The 15,391-nt window shown below is 70.5% G+C and carries 14 protein-coding genes; 12 read left to right on the top strand and 2 right to left on the bottom strand.

The window, feature by feature from the left end:
• Positions 1-26 precede the first annotated feature (26 nt).
• Genes H4N64_RS14740 through H4N64_RS14750 form a run of 3 tightly spaced genes read left to right on the top strand, consistent with a single transcriptional unit; the run spans position 27 to position 3,519 of the window.
• Positions 27-1,598, top strand: a complete 1,572-nt coding sequence (locus tag H4N64_RS14740) for an MFS transporter (protein WP_186282749.1) — start codon at positions 27-29, stop codon at positions 1,596-1,598.
• Complete coding sequence (locus H4N64_RS14745) at positions 1,595-3,109, top strand: FAD-dependent monooxygenase (RefSeq protein ID WP_186282750.1); 1,515 nt, start codon at positions 1,595-1,597, stop codon at positions 3,107-3,109. Before H4N64_RS14740 ends, H4N64_RS14745 begins: the two co-directional genes overlap by 4 nt.
• Positions 3,106-3,519 carry a nuclear transport factor 2 family protein gene (locus H4N64_RS14750; RefSeq protein ID WP_186282751.1) on the top strand — a complete coding sequence of 138 codons (414 nt, stop codon included), beginning with the start codon at positions 3,106-3,108 and terminating at the stop codon, positions 3,517-3,519. Before H4N64_RS14745 ends, H4N64_RS14750 begins: the two co-directional genes overlap by 4 nt.
• Here the strand turns inward: H4N64_RS14750 and H4N64_RS14755 are convergent.
• Both H4N64_RS14755 and H4N64_RS14760 read right to left on the bottom strand, forming a co-directional pair.
• Entirely contained in the window at positions 3,486-4,406 is a 921-nt protein-coding gene (locus H4N64_RS14755) for a helix-turn-helix transcriptional regulator (protein ID WP_260859729.1), read from the bottom strand. The genes H4N64_RS14750 and H4N64_RS14755 overlap by 34 nt on opposite strands.
• A 260-nt stretch (positions 4,407-4,666) precedes the next feature.
• Entirely contained in the window at positions 4,667-5,119 is a 453-nt protein-coding gene (locus H4N64_RS14760) for an ATP-binding protein (RefSeq protein WP_186282753.1), read from the bottom strand.
• Between the two features lie 222 nt (positions 5,120-5,341).
• On the opposite strand from H4N64_RS14760, the gene H4N64_RS14765 reads away from it, so the two are divergent.
• From H4N64_RS14765 to H4N64_RS14805, 9 genes are all read left to right on the top strand, one after another.
• A complete protein-coding gene (locus tag H4N64_RS14765; protein WP_186282754.1) occupies positions 5,342-6,139 on the top strand; it encodes a hypothetical protein in 798 nt (265 codons plus the stop codon).
• Positions 6,140-6,282: 143 nt separating this feature from the next.
• The gene (locus H4N64_RS14770; protein ID WP_186282755.1) at positions 6,283-7,035 is read left to right on the top strand and encodes a YcnI family copper-binding membrane protein; all 753 of its coding nucleotides are present in this window, start codon (positions 6,283-6,285) and stop codon (positions 7,033-7,035) included.
• Between the two features lie 76 nt (positions 7,036-7,111).
• A complete protein-coding gene (locus H4N64_RS14775; protein ID WP_186282756.1) occupies positions 7,112-7,762 on the top strand; it encodes an SCO family protein in 651 nt (216 codons plus the stop codon).
• The gene (locus H4N64_RS14780; RefSeq protein WP_186282757.1) at positions 7,759-8,214 is read left to right on the top strand and encodes a copper chaperone PCu(A)C domain-containing protein; all 456 of its coding nucleotides are present in this window, start codon (positions 7,759-7,761) and stop codon (positions 8,212-8,214) included. Before H4N64_RS14775 ends, H4N64_RS14780 begins: the two co-directional genes overlap by 4 nt.
• Positions 8,215-8,226: 12 nt before the next feature.
• Entirely contained in the window at positions 8,227-10,140 is a 1,914-nt protein-coding gene (locus tag H4N64_RS14785; protein ID WP_186282758.1) for a copper resistance CopC/CopD family protein, read from the top strand.
• A gap of 5 nt (positions 10,141-10,145) precedes the next feature.
• Positions 10,146-11,426, top strand: a complete 1,281-nt coding sequence (gene efeB, locus H4N64_RS14790; RefSeq protein WP_186282759.1) for an iron uptake transporter deferrochelatase/peroxidase subunit — start codon at positions 10,146-10,148, stop codon at positions 11,424-11,426.
• A gap of 68 nt (positions 11,427-11,494) precedes the next feature.
• Positions 11,495-12,427: a prephenate dehydratase gene (pheA, locus tag H4N64_RS14795; RefSeq protein WP_186282760.1), complete on the top strand. Its 933-nt coding sequence runs from the start codon at positions 11,495-11,497 to the stop codon at positions 12,425-12,427.
• A 530-nt stretch (positions 12,428-12,957) separates the two neighbouring features.
• A complete protein-coding gene (serS, locus tag H4N64_RS14800) occupies positions 12,958-14,235 on the top strand; it encodes a serine--tRNA ligase (protein ID WP_186282761.1) in 1,278 nt (425 codons plus the stop codon).
• Entirely contained in the window at positions 14,232-15,041 is an 810-nt protein-coding gene (locus H4N64_RS14805; protein WP_186282762.1) for a Cof-type HAD-IIB family hydrolase, read from the top strand. Before serS ends, H4N64_RS14805 begins: the two co-directional genes overlap by 4 nt.
• The last annotated feature ends 350 nt before the right edge of the window (positions 15,042-15,391 follow it).

Raw genomic sequence — 15,391 nt, forward strand, 5'->3', positions numbered from 1 at the left:
CTCCACATACGAACCCTGGAGTTCTCGTGTCCACTCCTTCGACGGGTGCCGCACGTTCCCGTCCCCTTCTCACCCTCATCGCGGTCTGTGTCTCCTGCGGACTGCTGCCCGCCTCCCTGACCGGAACCTCCGTCGCCCTGCCCGACCTCGGCAGCGATCTGGACGCCTCTCTGGTGACCGTGCAGTGGGTCGTCAACGCCTACAACCTCACCTTCGCCAGCGTGATGCTGGTCGCCGGCTCGCTCGCCGATCTCCTCGGCCGCCGCCGGATGTTCACGCTCGGGCTCGTGGTCTTCGTGCTGTGCACGGCCGGTTCGGCGCTCGTCTCCGAGGTCGTGCTGATCGACGTGCTGCGCGGCGCCGCGGGCGTCGGCGCCGCGATGGTCCTCACCGCGGCGACCGCGCTGCTCGCCCAGGCCTACGAAGGCGCCGCCCGCGCCAAGGCGTTCGGGTTCCTCGGCTCCTCCTTCGGACTCGGGCTCGCGCTCGGCCCCTCCCTGTCCGGGCTGCTCGTCGGCGCCTGGGGCTGGAGGTCGGTGTTCCTCGCCCATGCCGCCGTCGCCGCGGCCGTGCTGCTGCTGCGCCCGGCACTCGCCGAGTCCCGCGACCCGGAGGCCTCCGGCGTGGACTACGCGGGCGCGACCACCTTCAGCGGCGCCCTGTTCGCCTTCACTCTCGCCCTGGTCGAGGGCCCGCAGCTGGGCTGGGCGCACCCGGTGGTGCTGGCGCTCGCCGTGCTGGCCGTCGTCCTGATGACGGCGTTCGTGCGGATCGAGAAGCGGCGGGCCCGGCCGATGCTGGAGCTGTCGCTGCTGCGCGAGCCCAAGTTCGCCGCGGTCAGCCTGATGCCGGTGCTGCTGGCCTTCGGCTTCGTGTGTCTGCTGGTGTTCCTGCCGTCCTTCTTCATCGGCGTGAACGGCATGAGCTCGCAGCGCGCCGGTCTGACCATGCTGCTGCTCAGCGGCCCGGTGCTGGCGCTGCCCGTGATCAGCGGCGTGCTCGCCCGCAAGGTCTCCACCTCGGTGCTGCTCGGGGTGAGCCTGCTGCTGGTGGCGGGCGGAGCGGCCTGGCTCACCGTCCTCGACCAGAACTCCACGACCGCCGTGCTCGCGGGGCCGCTGCTCGTCATCGGCACCGGCGTCGGCATCTCCTTCGGTCTGCTCGACGGCGCGGCGATCGGCGCCGTGGACGCGAGCCGGGCGGGCATGGCGGCCGGACTGTTCAACACCATGCGGCTGACCGGTGAGGCCGTCGCCATCGCCGGTATGGGTTCCGTCCTCGTCAGCATCACCCAGGGCAACCTCAACAACCCCGAGGGCTGGGAGGGCGGCGTCGGCGAGCTCGCCAACCGGGTCGTGCAGGGCGAGATCAGCGCCGTAGCCGACCAGGTGCCCGCCGACGCGCGGGCCGACTTCACCGCGTACGTCTCCGGCGCCTACACCTCCGCCCTGCACACCGTGCTGTGGCTGCTTGCCGCGGTGTGCGCGCTGGGCGCCCCGCTGATCATGCGGATGCTGCGCCCCGCCCCGGCCGGGCGGAGCGCCGACGCCACCGAGCACGAGACCCGGGAACCGATCACGATGGGAGAGACCTCATGAGCACACCCGATGACAGGCCGGTGCTGGTCGTCGGCGCGGGCCCGGTCGGTCTGACCGCCGCGGCCGAACTGGCCCGCCGGGGCACCCCGGTGCGCCTGGTCGACAAGACCGACGCGCCCAGCCCGCTGACCAAGGCCCTGATGGTGTGGCCGCGCACCCTGGAGGTGTTCCGCGGGCTCGGCGCCGACGCCTACATCGACAAGCACGGTCTGCCGGTGCACTCCTTCCGCTACAACTCCGGCACCGACCCGATCTGCGACATCGTCTTCGGCGACCGCACCCGCCCCATGGTGATCATCCAGCCGGACGTCGAGGAACTGCTCCGCGAGGCGTTCACGGAAGCCGGCGGCAAGATCGAGTGGCGCACCGAGCTGACCCGGCTGAGCCAGGACCCGGACGGCGTCCTGGCCACCCTGCGCGCCCCGGACGGCACCGAGACCACCGAGGAGTTCGCCTACGTCATCGGCGGCGACGGGGCGAGCAGCACCGTCCGCAAGTCGCTGGGCATCGAGTTCAAGGGCGCCACCTACCCGAACGTCTTCATCCTCGCCGACACCGAGATCGACGGGGACCTCCAGCGCGACGCCGTGCACTACTACTGCACCGAGAACGGGATCATGGTCCTGGTCCCGCTCTACAACGGCCGCTTCCGTGTGTTCACCGCGGGCCCGCCCGGCATGCGCCCCGAGGACCTCACCGAGGAGGTCCTCCAGGACTTCGTCGACAAGCGGGGCCCCGGGGGCCTGAAGCTGTACGACGTCTCCTGGCAGACCACGTTCAGCATCCACGCCCGGCACGCCGAGCGGTTCCGGGCCGGACGGGTCTTCCTGGCGGGCGACGCCGCGCACATCCACAGCCCCGCGGGCGGCCAGGGCCTGAACACCGGGGTGACCGACGCCCACAACCTCGCCTGGAAGCTGGCCCTGGTGCACCGCGGCGCGGCCGCGCCGGGGCTGCTGGACAGCTACGGCGCCGAGCGCGCCGCGGTCGCCCAGGGCGTGGTGAAGCAGGCCGAGGTTCAGACCAAGGCGTGGATGCTCTCCAAGCGCTGGCAGATCGTGCTGCGCGATGTCTCCGCCCGGCTCGCCGAACGCTCCGGCGTCTTCGACCGGTTCTACTCGCCGTGGCTCGCCGGTCTGACCAACCACTACCCGGCGGGACCGGCCGTCGACGAGGAGCAGGGCGGACGGCTGCGGCGCACCCGCCTGCGCAACGGCCATCTGGTCACGGACACCGCGCTGCGCGAGTCACTGCAGGTCGACCGCTACACGCTCCTCGTCACACTCCCGCCCTCCGGCACCCGCCCGCCCCGGCTGGCCGAGCTGGAGAAGACGTACGGCGATCTGGTGACGGTCCGTTCGGCGCCGGGCCGGCGTTTCTCCGCCGTCCTGGTCCGCCCGGACCACTATGTCGCCGCCCAGGACCAGACCCCCGAACTGAGCCGCATCCTCGGCCATCTGGCCACGCTGGCCCCGGCCGGCAACCTCACCAGGGAAGGACACAGCGCATGACGCAGAGCAACGTCCGCAGCACCGCGGACACGGTCCAGGAGTTCTTCGGCCGCTTCGGAGTGGGCGATCTGCCCGGTCTTCCGGAGCTGTTCGCCGAGGAGGCGGAGCTGGTGGTGGCGGGCGCCCCCGTCGTCCCGTGGACGGGGCGCCTGGTCGGCCGCCAGGAGGTGGAAGGCTACTTCCAGCGGTTCGTGGCCGCTGTGGACACCCAGAACTTCGATGTCGAGCGCATAGCCGTGGACGGCGAGGACGCCTTCGTCCTCGGGGAGTTCACCCACAAGGTGATCTCGACCGGCAAGTCGTTCTCGGGCCCCTTCGCGATCCGGATCACGGTCCGCGACGGCCTCATCCAGCGGTATCAGACCTTCGAAGACTCCTACGCGGCCGCGATGGCCTTCGACGGCAGCTGATCGTCATCGTCTCCCTCGCCGTCCTCGCCCGGCCGGTCCGGATCGTCCGGACCGGCCGCGGCGAAGAAGGCGTCCAGTTTGTCCCGTGTCTCCTGCACCGTCGGCATGTGCAGGACCAGCTGGACCTCGTGGTCGGCGGCGAGTTCCCATTCGTGCACATCGAAGCTGAGCGCTCCGACGCCGTCGTGGCTGATCTCCTTGGTCCGGCTGCGGGACGGTTCCAGCACTTCGTGGCTGCCCCACAGCCGGGCGAACTCCGGGCTCCGGTCGGTGAGCTCGTCGAGGATGCGCTCGACCTCGGGGCGGCCGAAGCAGTCGGCCACGTCCGCGCGGAAGCGGGCGACCGTGCTGCGGGCGAGCTCGTCGGCGTGTGCGTAACGGCGGCGGCAGGTCTCGTCGGTGAAGAACTCCACCAGGATGTTCCCGCCGGGGCCCTCGAAGCCCAGGAACTCCGGTACGGCCGAGTTGGCGGCCAGGATGTCCCAGGAGCGGTCCCGCACGAGCGCCGGGTTGGGGAACCAGTGGTTCACGATCTCGGCAAGACGTTCGGGGTCGGCGGGACCGCTGTCGGCCCGCTGGTCGACGTCCGGCGTCTTCAGGCCGGCCAGCCGGTGCAGGTAGATCTCCTCGGCGGGGTTGAGCCGTAGCGCTCCGCTGATCGCGCCGAGCACCGATTCAGAGACGTTGATGTCCCTTCCTTGTTCCAGCCAGGTGTACCAGGACGTGCCGACCCCGGCGAGGACGGCCACTTCCTCCCTGCGCAGTCCGGGAGTACGCCGGCGACCCGACGCGCTGAGCCCGACTTCCGCCGGGGACAGTCGCATTCGCCGGGTCCGTAGAAAGTGAGACAACTCTTCAAGTTGACGCTTTCGGCGACCTATCGTCATGAATCACGAGGCTGTATGAAGGGCAATAACCAGTCAAGCAAAAGGTTCGTCAAGGATGGCCGGAAACCGACCGCCCTGAGCCTTTGAGCCACAGAACAGCAGGTCTTGAGGGAGATTCAAGAAACCTTTGAGCTTCCCGTGTGGCTGATTCTGGCCGTCGATAAAGGCGGATTTCACACCTCCACTTTCGGCCACCGAGGATTTCTGATTCGCGGTTCACATACCCCAGTGCCGCTTTCGCGGAATAGTGACGAGGAACACTACACCGCCATCAAAGGGGAGACGTCCTTCCGCCACTTCAGGATCTTGTCGAAGCTCACCACGGCGCCGCCCTGCCCCGGCTTGTTGCCGATGTGGACGTGGTCCGCGAGCTCCTGGATCAGATACAGCCCCCGGCCGTTCTCGGCCTCCATGGACATCGGGCGCGAGCCCCGGCCCATACCGCCGAAGCCGGGTCCGGAGTCGGCGACCTCGATCCGGCAGGTCTCTCCGTCGAGATAGGCGGTGACGCGGTAGGCCTCCGAGCCGCCGTCGAGAGCGGTGTCCCCGCCGTGCTCGACGGCGTTCGCACAGGCCTCGCTGAGCGCGATGGAGAGGTCGTACGACACGTCCGGGTCCACACCCGCACTCTCCATGGTGCCGAGCAACAGCCTCCGCGCGAGCGGCACGCTCGCAGCTTCCCGCCGCAGATGGAGTGACCACCAGATGCTCATGCTCCAGCCTCCCGGCCGCGGCTCGACATACCGTTACGTATTGCCGCGAGCGCCGGGACGTAAGCACATCGCTGACGTGATACCGCCCATATGGGCGATGCGTCCGAAGCCGTCGACGGTGTATATGGGGGCGGTTCACGCCAGAAGGGATCTTCCACCCGTAGGTCATCTTGCGGACCTGCCGTATGGGCGCGGTAAGGCCAGTGCGATGATTGGGCCGCCATGAGTGCCCCCCACCAGCGCACGGCGCGCGCCGGACGCGACGTCCGGATCCTGCGGGCCGCGGTGTTCGCCGCGGTCTGTGTCGTGCTGGCCGCGGGCGGACACGCACTCGGCTCCTGCGCCTCGATCCCGCTGTGGGCTCTGGGGGCGGGATTCCTCACGGTCCTCGCGGTCGCCGTACCGCTCGCCGGACGCGAGCGCTCGCTGCCCGGCATCGCGGCGCTGCTCGCGCTCGGACAGACCGTGCTGCACTCGCTGTTCGGCCTCGCCCAGCACGGCACCACCGCCACCACGACCGCCACCGCCTCCGACGCCTCGCTCGTCGCCCAGGCCGCGCGGATCGTGTGCGGGACCACGGCGGCGGCCATCAGCCCGGCCCAGGCCCACAAGATCCTCACCGAGGCGCGGCTGCGGCCGGACTCCGCCCACCCGGACCACCGGGCCGAGACCGTCACCGACTCCGCCTCGCTGCTGCCGTCGCTGCCGATGCTGCTCGGCCATCTGCTCGCGGCCCTGGTCGCCGGCTGGCTGCTGCGCCGCGGCGACCTGGCCCTGCGCCGCCTCGTCGAACTCTCGGCCCACTCCTTCGTCGAGGGGGCGGCCGTACGGTCCCTGCGCGCGGCCCTCGCCCTGGTCCGCACCCTGCGCGCCGGGCTCCCGGACCTCCCCGGAGCCGGCCCGCGCCTGACGCGCACCGCGGAGCTCGCACCACCCCCTCCGCACACCACCGCGCTCCAGCACACGGTGATCCGGCGCGGCCCGCCCGCCGCCGCCCGCGCACTCGTGCTCGCCGCCTGACGCGACGCGACCACCGCTGGGAGATCCACCTCGGATTCCGGTAGGGACCGCCGTCGCGCGGCCCGCGCATGCCACCTCATCGCGCATGCGTCCCTCTTCACTTCCGGAACAACCGAATCTCACTCACCGTGGAGTGCTCCCGTATGAAGGCCTCTTCCCGCATCGCCGCCGTCGGCGCCCTCGTCGGCACCGCCGTGCTCGCCCTGTCCGCCCCCGCCTTCGCGCATGTCACCGTGCAGCCCGAGGGCGAGGCCGCCAAGGGCGGTTACGCGGTCGTCGACTTCCGGGTCCCGAACGAGAGCGACAAGGCGTCCACCGTGAAGCTGGAGGTCAGCTTCCCGATGGACACCCCGCTCGCGTCCGCCATGCCCGAGCCGATCGCCGGCTGGACCGCGAAGGTCACCAAGGCCGAGCTGGACAAGCCGATCGAGCTGCACGGCCAGGAGATCACCGAGGCCGTCAGCAAGATCACCTGGACCGCGACCGGCAAGGGCGTCGGCCCCGGTTTCTTCCAGAAGTTCCCGGTCTCCATGGGCGTCCTGCCCGAGGACGCCGAGGAACTGGTCTTCAAGGCGGTCCAGACGTACGACGACGGCGAGGTCGCGCGCTGGATCGAGGTGCAGCAGGAAGGCCAGGAGGAGCCGGAGAAGCCGGCCCCGGTGCTGGCCCTGTCCGAGGCCTCCGAGGACGGCCACTCGCACGGCTCCGAGCCGAGCGAGGAACCCTCCGAGGGCGCTTCCGACGCCTCCCAGGCCGCCGCGACCACCACCGCCGACGACGCCGACTCCGACAGCAGCGACACCACCGCCCGCGTCCTGGGCGTCGTGGGCATCGTCGTCGGCGCCATCGGTGTGGCCTACGGCGTGCTCGCCGGCCGTCGGCGTACCAACGCCTAGTCCGTCACCTCGGCGCGCGCCGGTGCCTCTGCCCACCGGCGCGTGCCCGAGCCCTTCACCTCCGGGACATTTCGCCATGCGCACCAAGAAGTTCACGGCGGCCGCGCTGCTCGCCGCCACCACCCTGACCCTCTCCGCCTGCGGAGGCGGTGACGACGACGCGTCGCCCGTCACCGTGGTCTCCGAGGAGGCCGGCTCCCAGAAGGCCGCGACCGTCCTCGACAAGCCGTTCGAGAAGCCCGACCTGGTCCTCACCGACACCAACGGCGAGAAGTACGACTTCCGCGAGGAGACCGCGGGCAAGCCGACGCTGATCTACTTCGGCTACACCAACTGCCCCGACATCTGCCCGCTGACGATGAACAACATCGCCGTCGCCAAGAAGCAGCTGTCCAAGGCCGAACAGGACGAGCTGCGCATCGTGTTCGTCACCACCGACCCGGAGCGCGACACCGCCTCCGCGCTCGGCAAGTGGCTCAAGGGCATCGACCCCCAGGTGGTCGGCCTGACCGGCGACTTCGACACCATCCAAGCCGGCGCCCGCACCCTCGGCATCAGCATCGAGCCACCGCACGAGGAGAAGGGCAAGATGGTCTCCACGCACGGCACCCAGGTCATCGCCTTCTCGCCGAAGACCGACGGCGGCTATGTCCTCTACGGCGAGGACGCCACCGTCGACGACTACACCAAGGACCTCCCCAAGCTCATCAAGGGGGAGAACCCGTGAGGCGTCCGGCAGCCTCCGCCGCGGTCCTCGCCGCGAGCCTGAGCCTGGTGCTGTCCGGCTGCGGCTCCTCCGAAGACGGCCCCGAACTCTCCGTCAGCGGCGCCTATATGCCGCAACCGGTCTCCGACTCCATGGCGGCGGGCTTCCTGACCCTCGCCAACGACGGCGGCACTCAGGACGAACTGACCTCCGTCACCAGCGACATCGCGGGCGCCGTCACCGTCCACGAGACCGTCGACTCCGCGATGCGGGAGGTCGAGAACCTCGCCGTGCCCGCCGATGGCGAGGTCGTGTTCAAGAGCGGCGGAAACCACCTGATGTTCGAGAAGCTGAAGCGCAAGCCGAAGCAGGGCGACACGGTGTCCGTGGTGCTGCACTTCGCCGAGACCGACCCCGTCACGGTCGAGATGCCGGTGAAGCCGGCCACGTACACCCCCGCGACCGGACACTGAGGGAGAAAACCCTTGACGCCGACCATCGCCCCACGCGTCCGGACCCTGGTGCTGCTGCTCCTGGCCGCCGCCGGACTGCTCCTCGCCGGTGCCGGACCGGTCTCCGCGCATGCCGCGCTGACCGGCAGCGACCCCCAGCAGGGGGCGGTGGTCGAACAGGCCCCGGACCGGGTCTCGCTCACCTTCTCCGAAGAGGTCGCGCTCTCCGACGACTCGGTGCGCGTCCTCGCCCCCGACGGCAAGCGCGTCGACACCGGCAAGCCGTCCAAGGCGAGCGGCACGACGTACGCCGTGCGACTGAACGGCGGTCTGGCGGACGGCACCTACACCGTCTCCTACCAGGTCGTCTCGGCCGACAGCCATCCGGTCGCGGGCGCCTTCACCTTCTCCGTCGGCGCCCCCTCGGCGACCTCCGTGTCCCTCTCCGACCAGACGGCGGGCGGCGGGGTCGTCGGCGTGCTCTACGGCATGGGCCGCTACGTCTCCTACGCGGGCTTCGTCGTCATGGTCGGCGGCGCCGCCTTCGTGCTCGCCTGCTGGCAGCGCGGGTCGGGGGTGCGGGCCGTGCAGCGGCTCGTCGTCTCCGGCTGGCTCGCGCTCACCGCGGCCACCCTCGCGCTGCTGCTCATGCGCGGCTCCTACACAGGCTCCGGCAAGGCCGGCGACATCTTCGACCTCAACCTCCTCGCCGACGTCCTCGAGACCAAGACCGGCGCGGCCCTGGTCTCCCGGCTCCTGCTGCTCGCGGCGGCGGCGCTGTTCATCGCGGTGCTGTTCGGGGCCTATGACAAACGCGAGGACCAGGAGAAACGGGACCTGACCTTCGGGCTGGCGATCGGCGGTACGGTCGTCGCGGCCGGGCTCGCGGCGAGCTGGGCGATGTCCGAGCACGCCTCCACCGGCCTCCAGCCCGGGATCGCGATGCCGGTCGACGTGGTCCATCTGCTCGCCGTCGCCGCCTGGCTCGGCGGCCTCACCGCCCTGCTCGTCGCCCTGTACCGCTCGCCCGGGACACCGGTGGACGGCACGGCCGTACGACGGTTCTCGGCGCTCGCGTTCGGGAGCGTGGTCGCGCTCGTCGCCACCGGGGCCTACCAGTCGTGGCGTCAGCTCGGATCCTGGTCGGCGTTCACCGAGACCCGCTACGGTCAACTGCTGCTCGTCAAGATCGGCCTGGTGACGCTGCTCGTCGGCGTCGCGTGGATCTCTCGGCGGTGGACGGCTCGGCTGGCGAAGACGGTGGCTGCCGCACCGCAGAAGCAGAAGGTCGCGGCGACGGCGTCCGGTGATCCCGACGCGGCGAGTACGACTGGTGACCTCGACGCGGCGACCGCGTCCAGTGATCCCGAGCGGGCCGCCCAACTCGCCCGGCAGCAGGCCGCCATGGACACCGCCCGGCAGAAGCGGCTGCGGGACGCCGACCCGAACCGCTTCGGACTGCGCCGCTCGGTGCTCGCCGAGGCCGGAGTCGCGGTCGTGCTGCTGGCGGTCACCACCGTCCTGACGTCCACCGAACCCGGTCGTACGGAACAGGACGCCGCCAAGGCCACCGCCGCGTCCTCCTCGTCCTCCGCCGACGCCTCCGGGGCGCTGACCCTGGACATGTCCTTCGACACCGGCGGCGAGGACGGCAAGGGCGTCGTACGGCTCGAACTCGACCCCGCGCGCGTGGGCGGCAACGAGATGCACGTCTACGTCCAGCGGCCCAACGGACGGGCCTTCGACATCCCCGAGGTGAAGGTCGCCTTCACCCTCGAATCCCAGGACATCGGGCCGCTGCCCGTCGTCCCTGACCACATCACCACCGGACACTGGTCGGCGAACGGAGTGCAGATCCCCATGGCAGGCGACTGGAAGATCGCCGTGACCGTGCGGACCTCCGACATCGACCAGACGACCGTCTCCAAGAACGCGCAGATCGGCTGAACACCATGGCTGACCAGTCCATCCCGCAGGCCCGCACTCCTGTCACCGACGAGAGCGTGTCCTCTCAGGCTTCGTCGGGCATTTCGCGACGCGCCCTGCTCGGCACCGCCGGTGCCACCGGGCTCGTGCTCGGCGCGGCGGGCGGGGCCGTGGGTTATGCCGCCGCGCCCTCCGAGGCGACTCCGCTCACCTCGCTGGGCGCGGACGAGGTGATGTTTCACGGGAAACATCAGCCCGGCATCCTTCAGGGCCTCCAGGCCCGTGGCCATGTCCTCGCCTTCGACCTGGCGGCGGGCGTGGGCCGCAAGGAGGCCGCCGCGCTGCTGCGCCGCTGGTCGGAAACGGCACGGCGGCTGATGGCGGGCGAGGCCGCCGCCTCGGACGACACCGGTGTGGCCCGGGACGCCGGCCCGTCCTCGCTGACGATCACCTTCGGCTTCGGGCACAGCTTCTTCGCCCGTACCGGCCTGGAGAAGCAGCGCCCGGTCGCCCTGGACCCGCTGCCCGACTTCTCCTCCGACCATCTCGACAAGGCGCGCAGCAACGGCGACCTGTGGGTGCAGATCGGCGCCAATGACGCGCTGGTCGCCTTCCACGCCTTGCGCGCGATCCAGAAGGACGCGGGCAGCGCCGCCCGGGTCCGCTGGCAGATGAACGGCTTCAACCGCTCGCCGGGCGCCACCGCCCACCCCATGACGGCCCGCAATCTGATGGGCCAGATCGACGGCACCCGCAACCCGAAGCCGACGGAGTCCGACTTCGACCGGCGGATCTTCGTGCCGTCCTCGGGGGAACCCTCCTGGATGGCGAACGGCTCCTATGCCGTCGTACGTCGGATCCGCATGCTCCTCGACGACTGGGAGCGGCTCTCCGGCAAGGAGCAGGAGGACGTCATCGGGCGCCGCAAGGCGGACGGGGCGCCGCTGTCCGGGGGCACCGAGACCACCGGGATGGACCTGGAGAAGACGGACGCGGAGGGCAGCCTGGTCGTCCCGATCAACGCCCACGCCCGGATCAGCCGGCCCGACCAGAACGGCGGGGCGGCGATGCTGCGGCGGCCGTTCTCCTACCACGACGGCATCGACGCGGACGGGACTCCGGACGCGGGGCTGCTGTTCATCTGCTGGCAGGCCGATCCCCTGCGCGGCTTCGTGACCGTGCAGCGCAAGCTGGACCGGGGCGACGCGCTGTCGAAGTTCATCCGCCACGAGGCGAGCGGCCTGTTCGCGGTGCCGGGCGGGGCGGCCGAGGGAGAGTACGTCGGGCAGGCGCTGCTGGAGGGGTGACGCGAGGCGGCTTCACCCGGTCGTGAGACACGTGCGCCGGGCTTCCCCGAGGCCATTAGGGTGAGGTCATGCCAGCGAGCTATGCGTATCTCGGTCCCGAAGGCACCTTCACCGAAGCCGCCCTGCGCACGCTTCCCGAGACGGCCACGCGGGAGCTCGTCCCGTACGTGTCCGTGCAGTCGGCGCTCGACGCGGTGCGTGCCGGTGAGGCCGAGGCCGCCTTCGTGCCGATCGAGAACTCCGTCGAGGGCGGGATCACCACCACCCTCGACGAGCTGGTCGCGGGCGCCCCGCTGATGATCTACCGCGAGGTGCTGCTGTCGATCACCTTCGCGCTGCTGGTCCGGCCGGGCACCAAGCTCTCCGACATCAAGACGGTCTCCGCGCACCCGGCCGCCCAGCCGCAGGTCCGCAACTGGCTGAAGAACAACCTCCCGGACGCCCACTGGGAATCGGCCGCCTCGAACGCGGACGCCGCCCGCCTGGTCCAGGAGGGGCAGTACGACGCGGCCTTCGCGGGCGAGTTCGCCGCCGCCCTGTACGGCCTTGAGGCCCTGGAGAGCGGGATCCACGACGCGGAGAACGCCCAGACCCGGTTCGTGCTGGTCGGCCGCCCGGCCCGGCCCGCGGCGCCGACCGGCGCGGACAAGACCTCCGTCGTGCTGTGGCAGCGCGACGACCACCCCGGCGCGCTGCGCGATCTGCTGGGCGAGTTCGCGACCCGGGGCATCAACCTGATGCTGCTCCAGTCCCGGCCCACCGGCGCCGGTATCGGCAACTACTGCTTCTGCATCGACGCGGAGGGTCATATCTCCGACCGGCGGGTGGCGGAGGCCCTGATGGGGCTGAAGCGGATCTGCCTGGAGGTGCGGTTCCTCGGCTCGTACCCGCGCGCGGATGTGGGCGTGGAGGACGTGAGCGCGCCGCGAACCGGGACGTCGGACGAGGCGTTCGTGTCGGCGTCGGACTGGGTGGCGCGGTGCCAGGACGGGCGATTCTGAGCCGGTACCACCAGCGTATTGTCGTTATCCACAGGAGTTATCCACAGGTCGGCCTCTCGACCTGGGGACAAGTCGACACCGCCATGCGACTCAGTCGACAAATCGCCCTACAGCGCACCACCTCGTCCACCGGCGCGCAGTTCACCCTTCGTCCACTCGTTTCCTGCGAGCCATCCTTTGGGGCGACGCAATTCCACTCGAACGTGGGCGTAAAGGAGGTTTGGCCTGGGAATCACCAGGATCAACCACGCAATTCGGAGTGATCAATTCCGGCGTCCACAGATCTTCCACACAGCCTGTGGATAACTCTTGGAGGGGTGTGGACGCCTGTGGATGACGAGACCCCAAGTCCCGTTCTCCACAAGGAAATCCGGTCAACATCGCGCCCGCCGCCTGCCCCGTCCCAGGGAGTGAGACGCCTTTTATTGACACGGGGCGCAATTCCCTCATAACGGTATGTAAGCCGCAAATCGGGGCGCCCCGGAAAAGCGAGTCGTGAGCAGGGACCGGGCCCCGGTAGCCTTGACCGCGTGATTGACCTTCGCCTGCTCCGTGAGGACCCCGACCGTGTGCGCGCGTCCCAGCGCGCCCGTGGAGAGGACGTCGCGCTCGTCGACGCTCTCCTGTCTGCCGACGAGCGGCGCAGGTCGTCCGGCGTCCGCTTCGACGAGCTGCGCTCCGAGCAGAAGTCGCTCGGCAAGCTGATCCCCAAGGCCACTCCGGAGGAGCGGGCCGAGCTCCTGCAGAAGGCGGAGCAGCTCAAGACGGACGTCAAGGCAGCCGAGGCCGCGCAGAACGAGGCCGACGACGAGACCAAGCGCCTCGCCCTCCAGCTCGGCAACCTCGTCCACCCCGACGTGCCCGTGGGCGGCGAGGAGGACTTCGTCGTCCTGGAGACGCACGGCACCATCCGCGACTTCGGCGCCGAGGGCTTCGAGCCCAAGGACCACCTGGAGCTCGGCGAGGCGCTGGGCGCCATCGACGTCGAGCGCGGCGCCAAGGTGTCCGGCTCGCGCTTCTACTACCTCACCGGTGTCGGCGCCCTGCTGGAGCTGGCGCTGGTCAACGCCGCCATCGCCCAGGCCACCGAGGCCGGCTTCACCCCGATGCTCACCCCCGCGCTGGTCCGCCCGCGCGCGATGGAGGGCACCGGCTTCCTCGGCCAGGCCGCGGAGAACGTGTACCACCTGGAGAAGGACGACTACTACCTGGTCGGCACCTCCGAGGTCCCGCTCGCCGCGTACCACATGGACGAGATCCTCGACGCCGACCGGCTGCCGCTGCGCTACGCCGGCTTCTCGCCGTGCTTCCGCCGCGAGGCCGGCACCTACGGCAAGGACACCCGCGGCATCTTCCGGGTGCACCAGTTCGACAAGGTCGAGATGTTCTCCTACGTCGACCCCGAGGACGCGGAGAACGAGCACAGGCGGCTCCTGGAGTGGGAGAAGCAGTGGCTGACCGGTCTTGAGCTGCCCTTCCAGGTCATCGACGTCGCCTCGGGCGACCTCGGCGCCTCCGCCTCCCGCAAGTTCGACTGCGAGGCGTGGATCCCGACCCAGGGCAAGTACCGCGAGCTGACCTCGGCCTCCAACTGCGACGGCTTTCAGGCGCGCCGCCTGTCCGTCCGTATGCGTGACGGCAAGAAGGTGCAGCCGCTGGCGACGCTCAACGGCACGCTGTGCGCGGTGCCGCGGACGATCGTGGCGATCCTGGAGAACCACCAGCTGGCCGACGGTTCGGTACGGGTGCCCGAGGTGCTGCGTCCGTACCTGGGCGGCCGGGAGGTCCTGGAGCCGGTCGCCAAGTGAGCGCCGGCCTCCCTTACAGGCTCATCGCGACCGACCTCGACGGGACGCTCCTGGGCTCCGACGACTCGATCTCGCGGCGCACCCGTGACGCGCTCGCCGCGGCCACCGCGGCGGGCGCCGCGCACATCGTCGTGACCGGACGTGCGGCGCCCTGGACCCGGCACATCCTCGACGACCTCGGGTACCGGGGGCTCGCGGTGTGCGCGCAGGGTGCGCAGGTGTACGACGCCGGTGAGCACCGTCTGCTGACGTCGGTGACGCTCGACCGGCAACTGGCCGGGGTGGCGCTCGCGAAGATCGAGGCGGAGGTCGGTCCGCTGTTCCTGGCGGCGAGCCGGGACGGTCTTGACGGGGAGGTGCTGGTCGGCCCGGGGTACGCGGTCACGGGCAAACTGCCGGCGACGCCCTTCACGGACGCGGCCGATCTGTGGTCGGCACCGCTGAACAAGATCTACATACAGCACCCGGAACTGTCGGACGACGAACTGGCGGACGCCGCGAGGCGCGCCGCGGGCGGGTTCGTCACGGTCGCGATGGCGGGCGCGGGGATTGTGGAACTGCTTCCGCTGGGGCTGTCCAAGGCAACGGGACTGTCGATCGCGGCCCGCCGCCTGGGCCTGAAGGCCGCCGACACGATTGCCTTCGGCGATATGCCGAACGACCTGCCCATGTTCGCGTGGTCGTCATACGGCGTGGCGATGGCGGGCGCGCACGAGGAACTCAAGGCGGTGGCGGACGAGGTCACGTCGTCGAACGACGAGGACGGGATCGCCGTCGTTCTGGAACGGCTGCTGGCGAGCTCCTAGACCGGCGCAGCCTGCGGGCAGTCGTGCCGCTGGGGCGGCACGGGTGGGCGCTGGGGTCCCCCCTCGGGGGGGGAGGCACCTCGCGGCGCCGAGTTGCGCAACCGACCCGCGCCGGCCCCAGCGCAGGGTGCCCCCTTCAGCGAGGGAGCGAAAGGGAAGGCGGCCTCACGCAAGCGCAGCGCGCCGCGTGCTCGAAGCGGCCGCCCGGGCAGCTCCCCGATGCGGTGCGGGCTCGACGGAGGGGTAACTACTCCGGAGCCCGCCGCGGGCTGCCCTGTGGGGAACTCGACGGACTGTCGTGCATGGACGTCGTCGCGCTCCTCCCCAGCTGGTGGCGCCGACTGGATCCG

Origin of the sequence: Streptomyces cupreus (genome assembly GCF_014257025.1) — a bacterium.
In the GTDB taxonomy this organism is placed as follows: domain Bacteria; phylum Actinomycetota; class Actinomycetes; order Streptomycetales; family Streptomycetaceae; genus Streptomyces; species Streptomyces cupreus.

Coding starts and splice junctions, on each gene's coding strand:
- H4N64_RS14755 (WP_260859729.1), bottom strand. CDS start 4,406: ATGACGATAGGTCGCCGAAAGCGTCAACTTGAAGAGTTGTCTCACTTT.
- H4N64_RS14775 (WP_186282756.1), top strand. CDS start 7,112: ATGCGCACCAAGAAGTTCACGGCGGCCGCGCTGCTCGCCGCCACCACC.
- pheA (WP_186282760.1), top strand. CDS start 11,495: ATGCCAGCGAGCTATGCGTATCTCGGTCCCGAAGGCACCTTCACCGAA.
- H4N64_RS14770 (WP_186282755.1), top strand. CDS start 6,283: ATGAAGGCCTCTTCCCGCATCGCCGCCGTCGGCGCCCTCGTCGGCACC.
- H4N64_RS14760 (WP_186282753.1), bottom strand. CDS start 5,119: ATGAGCATCTGGTGGTCACTCCATCTGCGGCGGGAAGCTGCGAGCGTG.
- H4N64_RS14765 (WP_186282754.1), top strand. CDS start 5,342: ATGAGTGCCCCCCACCAGCGCACGGCGCGCGCCGGACGCGACGTCCGG.
- H4N64_RS14750 (WP_186282751.1), top strand. CDS start 3,106: ATGACGCAGAGCAACGTCCGCAGCACCGCGGACACGGTCCAGGAGTTC.
- efeB (WP_186282759.1), top strand. CDS start 10,146: ATGGCTGACCAGTCCATCCCGCAGGCCCGCACTCCTGTCACCGACGAG.
- H4N64_RS14745 (WP_186282750.1), top strand. CDS start 1,595: ATGAGCACACCCGATGACAGGCCGGTGCTGGTCGTCGGCGCGGGCCCG.